This is a genomic window from Aeribacillus composti (assembly GCF_031760945.1).
In the GTDB taxonomy this organism is placed as follows: domain Bacteria; phylum Bacillota; class Bacilli; order Bacillales; family Aeribacillaceae; genus Aeribacillus; species Aeribacillus composti.
This window is the reverse complement of sequence record NZ_CP134501.1, coordinates 222,859-238,385: the sequence shown is the minus strand read 5'-3', so window position 1 is coordinate 238,385 and position 15,527 is coordinate 222,859. Positions and strand designations below refer to the sequence as shown.

General features: G+C 36.7%; 12 protein-coding genes and 3 pseudogenes. 6 read left to right on the top strand and 9 right to left on the bottom strand.

Features of this window, described 5'->3' with window-relative positions:
• Nucleotides 1-502: 502 nt before the first annotated feature.
• Complete coding sequence (locus tag RI196_RS01295; protein WP_311066760.1) at nucleotides 503-949, bottom strand: YbfB/YjiJ family MFS transporter; 447 nt, start codon at nucleotides 947-949, stop codon at nucleotides 503-505.
• A 2-nt stretch (nucleotides 950-951) separates the two neighbouring features.
• Nucleotides 952-2,037 (bottom strand): NAD(P)H-dependent flavin oxidoreductase, encoded by a 1,086-nt coding sequence (locus RI196_RS01290; protein ID WP_063386490.1) that lies wholly within the window; start codon nucleotides 2,035-2,037, stop codon nucleotides 952-954.
• A 409-nt stretch (nucleotides 2,038-2,446) separates the two neighbouring features.
• Here RI196_RS01290 and RI196_RS01285 point away from each other — a divergent pair, with 409 nt between their 5' ends.
• Together RI196_RS01285 and RI196_RS01280 are read left to right on the top strand one after the other, a co-directional pair.
• Nucleotides 2,447-3,289, top strand: coding sequence for a LysR family transcriptional regulator (locus RI196_RS01285; RefSeq protein WP_063386489.1), 843 nt, complete (start codon nucleotides 2,447-2,449; stop codon nucleotides 3,287-3,289).
• A gap of 1,467 nt (nucleotides 3,290-4,756) precedes the next feature.
• Complete coding sequence (locus RI196_RS01280) at nucleotides 4,757-6,133, top strand: amino acid permease (RefSeq protein ID WP_063386488.1); 1,377 nt, start codon at nucleotides 4,757-4,759, stop codon at nucleotides 6,131-6,133.
• A 325-nt stretch (nucleotides 6,134-6,458) separates the two neighbouring features.
• On the opposite strand, the gene lacD is transcribed toward RI196_RS01280, so the two are convergent.
• From lacD to RI196_RS01250, 6 genes are read right to left on the bottom strand one after another with little or no spacing between them, the layout of a single operon-like run.
• Nucleotides 6,459-7,454 (bottom strand): tagatose-bisphosphate aldolase, encoded by a 996-nt coding sequence (lacD, locus tag RI196_RS01275; protein WP_066250387.1) that lies wholly within the window; start codon nucleotides 7,452-7,454, stop codon nucleotides 6,459-6,461.
• 13 nt (nucleotides 7,455-7,467) lie between these two features.
• Nucleotides 7,468-8,508, bottom strand: a complete 1,041-nt coding sequence (locus RI196_RS01270) for a galactitol-1-phosphate 5-dehydrogenase (RefSeq protein ID WP_066250383.1) — start codon at nucleotides 8,506-8,508, stop codon at nucleotides 7,468-7,470.
• A 34-nt stretch (nucleotides 8,509-8,542) separates the two neighbouring features.
• Nucleotides 8,543-9,889, bottom strand: a complete 1,347-nt coding sequence (locus tag RI196_RS01265) for a PTS galactitol transporter subunit IIC (protein WP_066250380.1) — start codon at nucleotides 9,887-9,889, stop codon at nucleotides 8,543-8,545.
• A 25-nt stretch (nucleotides 9,890-9,914) separates the two neighbouring features.
• Nucleotides 9,915-10,193 (bottom strand): PTS galactitol transporter subunit IIB, encoded by a 279-nt coding sequence (gene gatB / locus RI196_RS01260; RefSeq protein WP_066250377.1) that lies wholly within the window; start codon nucleotides 10,191-10,193, stop codon nucleotides 9,915-9,917.
• 23 nt (nucleotides 10,194-10,216) lie between these two features.
• Nucleotides 10,217-10,675: a PTS sugar transporter subunit IIA gene (locus tag RI196_RS01255; protein ID WP_199757324.1), complete on the bottom strand. Its 459-nt coding sequence runs from the start codon at nucleotides 10,673-10,675 to the stop codon at nucleotides 10,217-10,219.
• Nucleotides 10,656-11,504: a DeoR/GlpR family DNA-binding transcription regulator gene (locus RI196_RS01250; RefSeq protein ID WP_082829562.1), complete on the bottom strand. Its 849-nt coding sequence runs from the start codon at nucleotides 11,502-11,504 to the stop codon at nucleotides 10,656-10,658. Before RI196_RS01250 ends, RI196_RS01255 begins: the two co-directional genes overlap by 20 nt.
• 132 nt (nucleotides 11,505-11,636) lie before the next feature.
• Here RI196_RS01250 and RI196_RS01245 point away from each other — a divergent pair, with 132 nt between their 5' ends.
• The 4 genes and pseudogenes from RI196_RS01245 to RI196_RS18700 all read left to right on the top strand — a co-directional run.
• Nucleotides 11,637-12,584 carry a 1-phosphofructokinase family hexose kinase gene (locus RI196_RS01245; RefSeq protein ID WP_066250371.1) on the top strand — a complete coding sequence of 316 codons (948 nt, stop codon included), beginning with the start codon at nucleotides 11,637-11,639 and terminating at the stop codon, nucleotides 12,582-12,584.
• Between the two features lie 493 nt (nucleotides 12,585-13,077).
• Nucleotides 13,078-13,602, top strand: a pseudogene (locus RI196_RS01240) (IS21 family transposase); the annotation flags it as partial.
• A gap of 144 nt (nucleotides 13,603-13,746) precedes the next feature.
• Nucleotides 13,747-14,791, top strand: a pseudogene (locus RI196_RS01235) (IS21/IS408/IS1162 family transposase); the annotation flags it as partial.
• A pseudogene (locus RI196_RS18700) lies at nucleotides 14,785-14,874 on the top strand (ATP-binding protein); the annotation flags it as partial. The pseudogenes RI196_RS01235 and RI196_RS18700, both read left to right, overlap by 7 nt.
• On the opposite strand, the gene RI196_RS01230 reads toward RI196_RS18700, so the two are convergent.
• Nucleotides 14,860-15,363 (bottom strand): FAD-dependent oxidoreductase, encoded by a 504-nt coding sequence (locus RI196_RS01230; RefSeq protein WP_066250364.1) that lies wholly within the window; start codon nucleotides 15,361-15,363, stop codon nucleotides 14,860-14,862. The pseudogene RI196_RS18700 and the gene RI196_RS01230 overlap by 15 nt on opposite strands.
• Nucleotides 15,364-15,527: the final 164 nt, after the last annotated feature.

The following is a 15,527-nucleotide window of genomic DNA, read 5'->3' as shown; positions in this document are numbered from 1 at the left end:
ATCGACTGCAACACTTCTCTTATTACACATATTTGATATGTTATATGTTTACAATTATTAAAACACTCTTATGAAGATTTTTCAATGAATTTTTTGAATTTACAAAAAAATAAGAAAAAGGAAATTCTATTAAACTTGCCGTTCGTCAAGATGATCTGATGTATAGCCACCCTATCTTTTTTCTCCCTGCCAATATCCTATCAACGAAAAAAAGAGACTGAATTGAAAAAAAATTTTTTTATGGTCTTTTCCAAACAGTCTCTTTTGAACAAAAATTATTTTGTATCTGGAAGAAATATGGTACAAGCGGCAGCGGAAAATCTTATTGTTCAGAATAGTCCGAAATGAGAGCCTTCGGAAAAGAAATCCAGTTCTTGGGTAGAATAACGCTTAAAACAACACTTAAACACGCATGCCTGGAAGTTCAAACGTTAGCTGTTTCAAAAGTACAATATATGTCATCGAACAACAGCAGCAAATTAATTGGATATTTAACAGCTGTTTATGGTTTCCACCCGTTTATACTAATGAAGAAAGGAATTAGAATACTACACAAGAAAATCCCAATCCCTACACCACTATAAAACAAACCGTTAAATATTTGCATATTTTGCTTTTTCAATACTTGAAGCACTATACTAGAAACTAAGACAAAGACTACACCGCTGCTAAGGCCTGAAAAAAACCTGAAAAGGTACCAAAATATATGATTACTGACCATTCCCATGAGCAGAGTCGTAAAAATGTTCAAAGCTAAAAATATCTTTAAATAAATTGATTCATATCTTCTCAAATTAAAAAAGCTAACAAATAAAGTTCCAGCCAAATTTCCAGCCATCGATTTAGTTATATTCAAGTAGGGGAGGATAGGGGTATAAGCAAATCTTCTGATCCCCATTACAATAATCAATGCAATAATACCGCCGCATAAAGTAAGCCGCGGTTTCATAGTCATCCTTTTATTAATGGGAAGTTACTTATAATTTCTTCTATTTGATTGATGATTGTTTCGATCAGTTCGGCGGCATGCAAATTTTTGCTTAGTCGAGGATTTTGCCCGCACCAAAGCGACATCCACTCTTTATTTTTCTGTTTTGCAGCTTCTGACCGGATATCTTGGGTGAGCATATTTTGAATCGGATAAGCTGGCAAAGCATCTTCATGCTCTTTCATTTTGATGATAAATTCATTTTTTAATCCCCTTGCTGGCTTGCCGCTGAATGCTGAAGTGATTACTGCCTGTTCTTCGGTACCGTTTAATATTGCTTCTTTATGGAGTTCATTTGCTCCGCTTTCTATACAGGTAAGAAAGGCTGTTCCCATTTGAACAGCTTGCGCTCCCAATACAAGAGAAGCTAAAACTCCTCTGCCATCCATGATACCGCCAGCTGCAATAATAGGAATTGAAACATGATCCGCTACTTGCGGAATAAGGGCCATTGTTCCGATCATTGAATCATCAAAGGATCCTGCAAAACTGCCCCTATGCCCCCCAGCGTCACTGCCTTGAACGACAATCATATCCATCCCAGCCTCTTCATTCAATATGGCTTCTTTTACTGTTGTGGCTGTTCCAATTGTGACAATACCATTATTCTTTAATTGATGAATAATTTCTCTCTGAGGAATGCCAAATGTGAAGCTGCAAACGGGTACTTCATATTTTAAAACGATTTGAATTTGTTCATCAAAAACAGAAGTGTTGATTTGCGGAACATCATTCTTTTTTTCGATCCCTAACATTTGGCGGATAGGTTCCAGCAGTTGATTCGCTCTTTCAATTTCTTCTTGAATGACTGCCGGATGTTCAGGAACAAACAGATTGACACCAAATGGTTTTGAAGTCAATTCCTTTATTTTTTGAATATCCGACTCCAATTTTTCCGGCGTCATATAACCCGCCCCTATCATCCCTAGACCACCTGCATTGGATACAGCAGCAACAAGCTCGGGAGTCGTGATCCCTCCCGCCATTCCCGCTTGTATAATCGGAATTTTAATTGATAGTTTGTCTGTTATTTTTGTATGATTCCACATGCCATGTTCCTCCTTGCCTTTTATATAACTCTTTCCGTCAAATCTATAGGTTAACAATACAATAATCATAGCTGTTGGCATTCAATTAATAATGCCATTCATACGATTTGGTCAGCAGCAGAAAAAACGATCACCCAAAACTTAGTGAAACATCAGTTGCCCGGCTCTTTTATTTCTCTTGTTCCCATCCTTCCATCCTAAAATTCACATTATTGGACTGAAATCATGTTGTTCATTCAAGCTGCTTCTACATTCATCTGAAATTGACTTGTATAAAGATGAAAATTTATTTTTTTAATATTTCGCAAATTGTCTTCTATAAATAGTTTATGACCCCATTTTGATGGTGTAAAATAGAAAAAAATGATAATTGTTGTTATGAATCAATTTGAGTGATGGGGGAGAAATAATGTTTGAGCTACAAGATTTAAGAATCATTGCAGCAATAGCAAAAAATAAGGGGATTACAAAGGCTGCAAAAGAGCTTGGATATGTACAGCCCAATGTTACGGCTAGACTAAATAAATTAGAAAGCTGTTTAGGTTTTCCATTATTTATAAGAACCAAAAAAGAGGTTATTCTCACACCGAACGGCAAAGTCTTTCTTAACTATGCTAATTTGATTTTAAATTTGTGTCGCGAAGCTGAAAAAGCAATGAATAAACTGGCAATCCCCGATGGAGAATTAAACATAGGCTCCATGGAAACAACCTCCTATGTACGTCTTCCCCACATATTAAAACAATATTCAGCTAATTATCCTAACGTAAAAATTAAATTGCAAACCGGTACCACAAAAGAATTAATAGATAAGGTCTTACATCATGATATAGAGGGTGCATTTGTTGCTGGACCTGTTAATCATCCGGATCTTATCGAAAACGTTATTTTTAAAGAAAGACTGGTACTTATCACCAATACTCCTGACAATCCTCTTAAAAACAAGGAATGCACTTTAGTTGTATTTAAAGAAGGGTGTTACTATCGAGAAGTGTTTACCAGAATCATGAACGACTATCATATAACGATTCAAAATGTAATAGAGGTAGACGCCGCACAAGCTATTTTAAATTGTGTTCGTGCAGGAGTTGGAATTTCTTTGATTCCCGAGTCTATGTCAAAATTAACAAAAAGTCTATACACATATCCCATTGATAAGGACTACGTAAACGTAGATACTGTGTTTATCACTCGTAAGTCACTTGCCAAAACATTAGCTTTTAACAAATTTGTTGAACTTTTAACTCTATAAAAATGAAGCAACAAGTTTTTTCAAGAAAATCATGAATGATTGAATTCATAAAATAGCTTTCTTTTCTTTTGATAAGTGACTCCTTTCCTCTTTCGATTTCAAATTTTTCGGTATTTTTTCTTTTTGTCAGATCCAATAATTTTTACGTGCTAATTGTTATTTGAAAAACTGTCGAGGACCGTGTTTCAGAATCAATGGGGTTTCTGTTTTTCTTCACAGCGGTAAAATGGCCACATCATGCGGGAGAGGGAACATCTCTTAAATATCTATAGCTTATCAGCCTATTGAAGTAAGCAAAAAATTTTAGATGGATGAAATTTACAAACCTTGCAAAACCTTTTAGAGATTGTATTAACATCTTTTAATTCGAATTTTTAATTAATTGGATCAGCTGTTCATATTTTACAGTGTGATCAACACAACTTTAATTTTGCCTCTCCTTTTGTACCAATTTTTACCTAAATCAGTATTTGTGAAATGCAGCTTCATTTTCTAATCTCGAAAGGAAATTCTCACAAATTTCCTATTTCCCAAATATAATCACCACTCTGAACAAAATTTATGGTAATATATTGAATATTGCAGCATGTTTATTTTACATTTTAGCTACTGCACTATTTATCGCAATAAGAGGCAGGATACTGCCACTCTAATAGAGTAAACGAAAGTCAAGAAGCAATAAATAGACAATAAAAGGTTTGTTTCACTTTTCTCATAGTCACAGCAAAATCGTGATGCTCATCCAATAGCGAAACATTTTAAAAACATGGCTTGTACTCTATATAACACCTTGTCCATGAATCTTTGGCATTTTTCTCGATGGATGGCAAGCGGTTGAAGTCTAGACTTGCCGCTATTTTTGTATTATCAAAAATTGAGGTGCTTGTCTCGTTTTTTTTGTGCACATTTTCACAAATAAATTCAGTTTGACTTGTTACATTAATCTTTGAAGCAAGGTTTCACTTATATTTTTTACACTTTTTCAACTGTGCCTTGCTTGTAATACTTGAACTTTGTTATTTTTTCTGTTCTTAAACAAACCGTGCCTTCATTACATCTGTCAATTTCCCAGCCGGTTGTAATAGAAATTGGCTGATTTCTCGGAGTATTTATTCGCGATTTTGCCTTACATGTTTGTAACCAGTAGGGCAGGAAAACTTGAATTAAATAGTTTATCTATAGGTTTATTTGATCATAATAACGGAAGTAAGGAAAATGATTTGAACATTTTTCCTTTGTATCATTCAACAAATTGAACGTCTAAATTTGTCGTTTTATACAAAAAGAAATTGAAATATAGTATGATAAAATTTATTCAAATCTAAATGTAAGCGTCACAATTTGATTATCAAGAGGAGTTGCGGGGAATAATAACTTAAATTTTTCGATCATGAAATCTGACATATGATGACCTTCGCAACAGATCATTGAAAGGGATTTCATTTATAAACTTAAGGAGGAACGATCATGGAAAATCAGCTGCAAAGAGGTTTAAAAGAAAGACATATTACACTGATTGCATTAGGTTCTGCAATCGGAGTCGGGCTGTTTTTAGGATCTTCAAGCTCAATCAAGCTGGCAGGTCCCGGTATAATGTTATCCTACCTTTTCTGCGGAATCATTTTATTTTTCATTTTAAGAGCGTTAGGAGAAATGGCTGTCCATCATCCCGTTGCCGGTTCATTCAGCCAATACGCCAATGATTATCTTGGTAATCTGGCAGGATATATTACAGGGTGGAATTATTGGTTTGTATGGGTCATTACTTGTATGACCGAGCTGACAGCCGTTGGAATCTATATGGAATTTTGGTTTCCGGAGGTTCCGCGATGGATTTGGATTCTGGCAGCATTAATCATCATGATGAGCTTTAACTTTCTTCAAGTCAGTGCTTACGGTGAGTTGGAATTCTGGTTTGCCCTAATCAAAATTATTGCGATTATCTTTATGATTATTATTGGCTTAGCCATGATTTTGTTCGGATTCGGCAATAACGGAGTTCCTACAGGAATCAGCAATTTGTGGGAGCACGGCGGCTTTCTTCCTAACGGTCTTGAAGGTGTCTTAATGTCATTTCAAATGGTTATGTTTGCCTTTCTAGGAATCGAAATGATCGGCGTAACAGCCGGTGAAGCAAAAGATCCGGAAAAAACGCTGCCTAGAGCCATTAATTCTACTTTACTTCGTATATTAATTTTTTATGTGGGTGCGCTGTTTGTCATTTTGTCCATTTATCCGTGGAATGAAATCGGGACAAGTGGAAGCCCCTTCGTTTTAACCTTTGACAAAATCGGTATCCCGGCCGCAGCAGGCATTATCAACTTTGTCGTTTTAACCGCTGCCCTTTCCTCCTGTAATACAGGAATTTTCAGTTCGGGACGTATGTTATACAACCTTTCCCATAATGGACAAGCTCCGAAGGCATTTGGCACATTAAACAAAAAAGGCGTTCCTTTTAGAGGGGTTATGGTTACATCAGCCGTTTTATTATTCGGAGTTCTGCTTAACTATTTAGTACCAGCTCAAGTATTTACTTGGATTGCATCTATCTCAACATTTGGCGCTTTATTGACTTGGTTTATTATTTTATTAGCACAATGGCGATTCCGAAAATCGATTACACCTGAACAACAAAAAAATATCAAATTTAAAACCCCGCTATACCCGTTATCCACTTTCATTGCAGGGGCGTTTCTCATATTTGTCGCAATTCTGCTCGGCTACTATCCAGACACAAGAATCGCCTTAATAGTCGGTCCGCTTTGGGTTGCCATTTTAGTCATTGCATATTACGCTGCCAACTTGAATAAAAGACAAAACGAAGCTGAAGTGAAAGAGACTTGATCGTTTTGGACAGCGGTTCGCTATCGGATATAGTATTTTCAAATGCTTATAAGTTGTTCGCTATCGCCAACCCCTTATCAATAGTTAAACATATTAAGATTAGTAGGGGCTGTCTAAAAAGACCATTTTAAGGTAAAGTACACCAAAATTAAAGCTCTAAGAATGCTGTAGCAACAACATTCTTGGAGCCTACTTTTTTAGATTTTGGGACGTAAATACCACTTTTCGGTCCGCTCTTTTTCGAAAATGATACACTATTTATAACAAAATAAAATGATTAAAGATAGAATCGAATTTTTTCAACAGAGAGGCTGTCCAGAAAGATTCACAATTTGGCTGCAACTTTTTCTTTCCAAGAACTCGCTGTCGTTTGAAGGACTTGATTGAGCTCCTCAATGTTTCTTCTACCTTCTGTTCTCATCCATTCTCTTCCTTTTTTTTCTCCTTCATTTGCAAATACTTTTACACCACTTTTCCAAGTTGCCCGTCCGCATAACACACCGTTAAATGTAGAGCCAGCTTCTTTAGCAAATTTTAACGTTTCCTGAAACAACTTCGCAGAAACGCCTGCGCTTAAGAAGATAAAGGGTAATGGGGTTACTTCGCTTTGTTCTTTGAAGAAACGCAGTGCTTCTTCACGTGAATACACAGTTTCTCCTTCGGAAAATCCTTCTACGAAATTCATATTTACCGGAACTTCTACTTTAAGGACATCCACATGATATTGTGATTTTGAAAATTCCTTCATTGCTTCAATGACTTTGTAAGGTTTCACCTTGGCATACTCTATTCCTTTTTCATCTTGGATAGCAGCATCATAAGTTACGATTTCAAGAAAAAAAGGAATATCTTCCGCCATGCATTCAGAACCAATCCGTTCAATGTAGACATGTTTGTACTCATTAATTTCCGCATCTTCATCTACGTCATAATAAAGCAAAAATTTTACGGCATCGGCTCCCTGTTCCTTTAAGCGTTTGACGGACCACTTATCAAGTAAATCTGGCAGGCGACCAGGTTGAGAGGCATCATATCCAGTTTTTTCATAGGCAAGAATTAAACCTGCATGTTCATTCCTTTTTCGGGATGCTGGCAACCCGTATTCAGGATCGAGTAATATCGATGTAGAGAAAGGGGTTAACTCCGCAGAAACGATTTCTTTAAACTTAATTATATCTTCATCGCCAGCTGATGTGTTTCCATGTGAAGCAATCATTTTTTTCAAAGAACCCCGTTGATCTATGGCTAATGCGCCAATAATATGATTTCCATTGGATAAACGTTCGAGTGCCTCAATTTTAGAGCGACTTAATGTAAGCATGAGTACCTCCTGTTTAATTCTCATTCATGTTATAGAGAAGTTTTATATGTTTTGAATCCTTTTCTATCATTTTTTGGAAAGGCTGTTCTTTATCTTCTAATTTGAATTCTCCGGTGATTAATGGCTGTACATTTATTTCTTTTTCAGCCATATATCTTATCCCACTTTCCCACTCATAACCAGGAAACGGGCTGCTGTAAGACATCCATGAACCTGTTATTTCTAATTCACCGCGGAGAATTTTCTCAAACACTTTTGGCGGAAAGAGGATGTCTTTGGTACATGTGCCAATATAGACGACTTTCCCTCTTTTTTTAACAAATTCAACAGCTTGAACTTGAGTCAACGCACTACCTGCTGTTTCATAAACGATTTCAGGCAGGTCATGAGTAGAAAAATAATCTTTTAAAGTTTGTTCCTTCGGATTAATCACTACATCTGCCCCGATTTGCTTTGCTATGCTGATCTTATGCGGATTTAAATCCACTACAATAATCTCTCCTGCACCTTTGGCACGGAGCGTAAGCAATGTAAGCAATCCGATTGTACCGGCCCCTAAAATTAAAACTTTGGCTCCTGAATGAAGATTGACTCGATCTACTCCATGGATAGCAACTGTCAATGGCTCAACCAGCGCAGCCTCTTTTAATGAAAGATGGTTTGGGATTTTTATACAATTCCTAGCCGGCACCTCAACATATTCTGCCATTGCACCGCTCTGTCTTGAGCCAATAAAACTGTAATGGGTACACATCGCAGGCTCCCCTTTTTGACAAAATTCACATTTTCCGCAAGGTACAAGAGGAGCAACCGCTACGCGGTCTCCACGACTTACAGATGTTACGTTTTCACCCACTTCCTCCACAATACCGGAAAATTCATGCCCCAATATTTGTGGAAATGAATGAACTGCGCCATTAAAATATCTCGGAAGATCTGATCCGCAAATACCGCAATAAGCCACTTTAATAACGACGTTTCCTAATCCAGCACGTGGTTTCTCCATTTCTTCCAGACTAAAAGTTTTGACATCTACTACACTTAGCGCTTTCAATTTGACCACTCCTAAAAGTATCTTGGGTGCTTATTTAATTATTATTCTCATCTGAATAGATGGTTTTCTTCTTATATTTCATAAATGTGTACCCGAAACAGAACGCATAAATGAGAAAGATGATAAAGAATCCTATTCCCATTTCCAGGCTAAACCCTTTGGCTAGCAAATAGGTAATGGGACTTCCTGATTGGTCTAGAGATGAAACACGTTCTCCGACATCCACCAAATTTACACTTTGCCCTAAAGCGGTTTGCAACGATATCATTTGGTTTGCAATCCAAATCGTAATAAACATAATAATGGAGCCGGAAATAAGTGTTCTAAAGAGGTTTCCTTTGTGAATTGCTACCGCCATCGCCACAAAGAAACCGATCGTTGCGAGATCACCGAAAGGTAACACTTGGTTTCCGGGAACAATAGCAGCAATTAAAACCGTCAACGGAACAAATAGCAAACTAGCTGATATGACTTGGGAATCTCCCAGCAGCAAAGCAGGATCCAAGCCGATTTTGTAGTTGCCGCCGCTAAATTTTTTGTCAAGCATTTGTTTGGCAGCATCTGAGATAGGTAATAAGCCTTGCATAATTAATTTTACAACCATTGGCATAAGCACCATGACACTGGCCATTTGTACAGCTAATTGCAGCGCTTGGCCGACAGGATACTTTGCTAATAATCCAATAACAAATCCAAGTATGGCACCAATGATGGTTGGTTCACCAAAAACACCTAATTTTTGTTCTATTTTTTCACCGTCAATTTTAATTTTGTTTATTCCCGGTATCTTCTCGATTAAATCATCAATTGGCGATGCAATAACTCCCATATATGCTGACGTTCCGTGCGGTATTGCAATTCCTTCCAAGCCGAAATAATTATCTGTGACTTGACCAAACATATCCCCCAATTTATAGGCAATAATAGCATGGACAATAATACCAATAATGCCGAAAGTGAAATTGTCGGTTGCCACATATACAATCGCCCCTGTAAAAGCCATATGCCAAATATTCCAAATATCTACGTTAACAACTTTTGTCATCCGTAAAAGAAGCATCACGATGTTAACAGCTATGGCAATCGGGATCGCAATTAATCCCATAGCAGAAGCCCATGCCATAGGCGATGTGCCCGGCCATCCTAAATCAACAACTGACAGCCCCAAATTGAAATTGTCTGCCATTGCTTGAGCTGCAGGTCCCAAGTTTTTATTAAGCAAATCAACGACTAGCCCAATTCCGACAAATCCGATTCCAATTGTTAAACCAGAGCGTAATGATTTACCGACACCTTGCTTTAACAGCAAACCAATTATAAAAATAATGATCGGCAGCATGACGCTAGCACCTAAATCAACAATATATTGGATAACAGCCATGTCAAATCCCCCATTTGGCAAGCATTTATTTAAGAATATCTAAAATTTGCTGTTCTGTTTTTTGAACGTTTACTCCTGAAATAAACGCCACTCCATGAACAACTGGGACGCCGAAATCTTTCGTTACTCTTGCAGTAGTAACGATTAAATCGGCTCCATCTTTTTTAGATTCAAGCTCATTCATTCTGCATTGTATAATTTCTGCATCTATATTTTCCTTTTTTAATAATTCTCTAATTTTTTCGGCAGCCACAGTAGAAGTTGCTACAGCTCCACCGCAAGCAACAATTATTTTCTTTTTCATATAAATTACCTCCATCCATTTATTTATAAAAATTTTTTAATGATCGTTTCCATCTCATCGGAATTTTTGCTATTAAACAACCCTTTGATAAATTCTTCTTTTTTGATCGAATCGATAAGCTGCCGCAAGGTTTCCAAATGTTTTTTTCCGTCTTTAATAGCCATCAAAATGACGATGTGGATGTCAATGATATTCTCATCGCTTCCCCCCATTTCAGCAAATGTTACCGGATTTTTTAAAGTTGCAAAAACTAATCGATCTTCATTAACTAGAGTTCCATCTGTATGAGGTATGGCTACTCCAGGGTTCACTGGTAAACCAGTGGGATATTCTTTTTCTCTCTTTAAGAGTGCTTCAATAAAACCATCCTTTACAATTTTATCCTCCATAAGAGCCTGTCCTATCGTTTCAAATAGTTCTTTTTGGTTGCTAACATCTAAATCTTTTATAATATACTTGGAATCAATCATCGTTTTCCTCACCCCCGGATGCTCCTTTTGCAATCACTACCTCAACATTATGCTTTAATATTTCCGATTTAATTTCTTCATCAATATCTTTATCAGTGATAATAATATCTACATCGGAAAATGTAGCAGTCTGGTTAAAAGCGGTTGTTCCGAATTTACTATGGTCTGCAAGAATAATTTTATTTTGGCAGTGTGACATCATTTCTTTGGAAATTTCAGTTTCTCCAATATGGTGATTCGTAATACCGCTAAAGCTGTCAATACCTCCGCAGCCAAAAAAACCAATATCAACATATATGTTTTTTATATTGTTTGAGGCAAATGGTCCATAAAGGGAATCTTCATTTTTTCTTACCATCCCCCCCAAAATCACTAAATTAACTGAATCACTCCGCAACAATAAATTAACGATTGGAATTGTATTCGTGACAACGGTGATATTTTTTAATTTTAATAATTCCTCCGCCAAGAGGTACGTTGTTGTACCATAATCGAGATAGATAATATCGCCGTCTTCAACATGTTTAGCTGCCTCTTTTGCAATGGCTCTCTTGGCTTCTAAATTTTTTGTTTTCCTTCTTTCATAATCTGATTCTTGATTAGGCAAATCCAAAACAGCTCCGCCATGAATTTTTTTGATTAATCCTTCTTTTTCCAATTCGTATAGATCTTTTCGAATTGTTTCCCTAGTTACTTTCAACATTTTGCTTAAGCTCAAAATCTTTACTGCTTTCTTTTCTTTAAGAATTTCAATTATTTTTTCTTTTCTTTCTGCTGCATTTAGCAATTTATCACCTGCTTTCCTGTAACCGTTTTCTATATCATAAGCCAATTTAGTCATAATCGCAATACTTTTCTTTGCATTTTTTTGCTTTTTTGATTAAAAAACCAATATTTTATTTGCATTTAGCCTTAATATATTGCTATTTTTCTTTGCAATTGCTAATATACTGATATAAGGAGAGTGTATTCCATGATCCATTTAATTTGTCCCAATCCGGCTATAGACCGAACACTATTAGTCAAAAACTTTTCTCCTTCCACCCCAAACAGACCATTTGAGGTGAAGGAATTCCCTGGTGGAAAGAGCTTCAATGTGGCATATGCTATAAAACAGGAAAATCCAATGGCCGAGGTTTGCATTCATACGATAATCGGCGGACATAATGGTAAATATCTATCTGATTTAGCCAAAAAATGCAAAGTAAATCTTGTCATTACAGAAGTTATGCAAAATACAAGAGTCTGTAATATTGTTGTAGATACGGAGAAAAAAGTAATCTATCCCATTTATGAAAAAGGTTTAAGCTTAACAAATGACATTTTGAAGACATTTAGCCAAAATATTGCAGCAAACGTTAAGGATAATGACATTATTGTATTTTCCGGTTCATTGATGAAAGGTATGCCTGACAATTATATTGCAGAGATTTCAAAAAAGTTAAAAAAGAGAAATGTCAAAATTTTTGTTGATACAAGCGGAAAACCTTTAGTAGAAGCATATAAAGAAAAACCATATATGATAAAAATCAATGACGAAGAAATTATGGATCTATTTCCGAAAAAAAAACTCAACACTATCCAAGACTACCATCAATTATTATCAGGTCAAACTAACATACCGTTTTTTATTATTACTTTAGGAAAAAAAGGTGTTATTGCCAAAATGGAAAATGAATTTTTTTATTTAAAAACAAAAGAAATAGAAGCGAAAAATCCAGTTGCATCTGGTGACTTTTTTTTAGGTGTCTTGACTAATTGCATTGATCAAAATATTCCGTATGAGGAATCACTGAAATTAGCAATTTCTTATTCAGCAGCCAATTGTTTAAACTGGTATCCAGAAGTAAGAAAAGAGGATGTTAAAGCAATTTATTCAACAGTGAAGGTGGAAAAATTGCCAAAAAACCCTTTGTCTTAATAAAGAGATAAATTTATTACTGCAAAGTTCTCTATCACGTAGCGAACAGATGAAAGATGTAAGATGGCTGGCAATCCAGACAAACAGAATCATGTTGAATATAAAACAGCAATTTTTCAGGAGACTGTCCAAAAAGTTAGGATTAACTGACTTTTTGAGCCCCGAGTGTAAATTAGCACATTATTTCAGAATCCCTTTTTCCAATTATTTCGGACGGATTCGGAAATAATGCGAATTATTCCAGATTTTGCAGATTATATCCGAACGTTTGCATATTATTTTGGATGATCAACTAGAATGAGGATAGAGTGGGATGGAACACAGCAGAGGCCGATCGGCCCCTGCTGTGTTAGTACCCCATTTCTTCGGCTGCCATACGCACGATATCTTCGTCAATCATATCTTTTTTCCATTGAGCGCCGTATAACAGGCAAGTAGTGGCGAGGTTGTTGATTGATCTGCGGCGATGGCCTGAACCCACCATAGGGCTCGTATGTATATGTCAACAAATGGCGAAACAGATTTAGAGATTAAGAGTCTTGAAGATTTACCAAAATTCAAACAACTAATGGAGCATTTGAAGATGAAAATAAATAAAAGTCAATTAGCAAGAGATCTGGGTGTAGATCGGAGAACCATAGATAAGTATTTAAAAGGGTTCGTTCCTAAACGGACACGAAAGAAGACTTCGAAAATTGATGAGTATTATGAAACGATCGCAGCCCTCCTTTCGGAGGATTCCAAGCAGTAATTTTATTATCGCCGTGTACTATGGCAGTACTTAAAAGATAATCATGGATTGGATTGCACAGCATCCACTTTCCGGGCATATATGCGGAAAAGCCAGAGTTTAAAGCTCTTTGAGGAGGACAAACGATTTCCTTCTCCAAAAGGTACTGCACGATTTGAAACACCGATAGGAAAACAAGCACAATTAGATTGGAAAGAGAGTATTCCTTTTGAAACAAAGGATGGTCAATTGGTTGAAATCAATGTAGTCGTATTAATTCTTTCCCATTTGTTTATTGCAAAATAAAAATACAGAGTTCTGCAACAAAAAAATGCAGAACTTGATTGCATAAAAAAAGGTTTGCCAGTTCCCAATATCCCCTCTACATGTTTAGGTTGTGTACAGACTTAAACAGGTGGAGGGAAAGAAAGGATGCTAGCAATGCCTGCAGTTAATTATATCAAACATTTAAGAGAAAACGAAGACTTGTCCATAAATGAAATTGCAAGAAAAACAGGACATAATTGGAGAACCGTGAAAAAATATGCGGATGGTGATTTATCTGAACAAGAAGTTGTGAAGAAAAAACGTGGAATAATGTATGAAAAAGGGTATGGAGAAATAGTGGATTGTTGGTTAGAGGAGGACATGAAACTAAATCGAAAAGATCGGAGAACAAATCTAGCGATTTTTGAGCAATTGAAAGAGGAATATGGGTTCGAAGGTTCGTATCGAACTGTCTAGAGTACCCTCCGGGTGAGGCACAGGGTGATTTTGGGAACATGACCACTGTGAAAGACGGGGCTTATAAAGACGTGAAAACGTTGATTTTAAGCTTTTCATACAGCAATGCAGCGTTTGCTTATCCTCTTCCTTTGAAAATACAGAGTGTTTTTTAGAAGGACTAAAACAACTGTTTCACCAAGCAGGAGGAATTCCAACGTATTTGAGAATGGATAATCTAGCTGCCGCCATTGTGACGGTAGGAAAAGGAGACCAATGGGAGTATACGGATGCCTTTCTACGGTTCCAAGCGCATTATGGGTTTAAAGTTCAACCGTGTAATCCGGCCAGTGAACATGAAAAAGGAAACGTAGAAAGAAAAGTCAGTTATGTACGGAATCACTTTTTTGTCACGGCTCCTATCATGGAGGACTTCAAACAACTAGCTGAGTGGCTGAAAAAGAAGATGATCGAAGATCGGAAACGCCTGCATTATGAAAAAGGTGTCAGCATCGAAGAATTATGGCAAGACGATCAAAAGAAGCTAAAAGTGTTGCCATTAAAAGATCTTCCAATCTTTTCAATCGATACAGTCAAAGTAAATAAATACGGTGAGATTAAGGTCGATGGGGAAAAGTTTGTGATTCATAAAGTCCGGATCAAGCAGTCCTTAGTGATGAAGAAAGAATGGGACCGATTTATCTGTTTTACCAACGATGGGGAAATAATTTTCCAAGAATTCCGTCCGTATATGACGCCCATATTATCGCCTTCACAGGAGAAAGTTATCGTTTAAGAAACGCCCTTTCTTCTGTGAAGAAATCAGATTCCAAATAATAGAAAATGAGCTTGCAAGCCTCTGTAAATTTTACTGCAATTATCTGTATTTTTTGCTTGCAAAAACAACTCAGCAAGCTGATTGACACTTTCATATGTTTGTTGTAGTACCCTTTTCATCCATTTCCGTTCAGAAAGAAACCCTCCTAAGGCTTCACGGCTTCTCATCGCTTCTTCTCTTTTCTCTTTATCAGGCGGTATATACCATACTCCATTGCCTGAAGGAGCCGTCGCCCCGCTAGTGCCGCAATAACCTTTATCCACCAAGATAACCGTTGCCCCGTTTTTTTTGGCTGATAATGCAGCCCAAGCGCCGGCAGGCCCTCCACCTATAACAAGAACATCTGCTTTAAAACTTACATCATATATTTGATTGATTAATTTTTCAGAATGATTGAATGCCATTTTATCCATCCCCTTTTCATCATTTAAAATCGTTTTTACTTTTTTAAACTCAAATTCCCATAAAAAATGAAAAGAGACTTCCATAAAATGAAGGAAGTCTCCAGTCGTCTGGTCAACTCATACTAAATCCCGTAATTTTCACTAATTGATCCACTTTGGAGCTGCTGTTTTCTGTAAAGCCAAACCTTTCCTTGCTGATGAGCTGCCCGCTTTCATACCGTCTTATTTCAAATTAAACATATTTATTT

What these genes read in the sequence shown, in the direction of transcription:
- RI196_RS01280 (WP_063386488.1), top strand. Translation starts at nt 4,757, where the DNA reads ATGGAAAATCAGCTGCAAAGAGGTTTAAAAGAAAGACATATTACACTG.
- RI196_RS01245 (WP_066250371.1), top strand. Translation starts at nt 11,637, where the DNA reads ATGATCCATTTAATTTGTCCCAATCCGGCTATAGACCGAACACTATTA.
- RI196_RS01230 (WP_066250364.1), bottom strand. Translation starts at nt 15,363, where the DNA reads ATGGAAGTCTCTTTTCATTTTTTATGGGAATTTGAGTTTAAAAAAGTA.
- lacD (WP_066250387.1), bottom strand. Translation starts at nt 7,454, where the DNA reads ATGCTTACATTAAGTCGCTCTAAAATTGAGGCACTCGAACGTTTATCC.
- RI196_RS01250 (WP_082829562.1), bottom strand. Translation starts at nt 11,504, where the DNA reads ATGACTAAATTGGCTTATGATATAGAAAACGGTTACAGGAAAGCAGGT.
- gatB (WP_066250377.1), bottom strand. Translation starts at nt 10,193, where the DNA reads ATGAAAAAGAAAATAATTGTTGCTTGCGGTGGAGCTGTAGCAACTTCT.
- RI196_RS01290 (WP_063386490.1), bottom strand. Translation starts at nt 2,037, where the DNA reads ATGTGGAATCATACAAAAATAACAGACAAACTATCAATTAAAATTCCG.
- RI196_RS01295 (WP_311066760.1), bottom strand. Translation starts at nt 949, where the DNA reads ATGAAACCGCGGCTTACTTTATGCGGCGGTATTATTGCATTGATTATT.
- RI196_RS01265 (WP_066250380.1), bottom strand. Translation starts at nt 9,889, where the DNA reads ATGGCTGTTATCCAATATATTGTTGATTTAGGTGCTAGCGTCATGCTG.
- RI196_RS01285 (WP_063386489.1), top strand. Translation starts at nt 2,447, where the DNA reads ATGTTTGAGCTACAAGATTTAAGAATCATTGCAGCAATAGCAAAAAAT.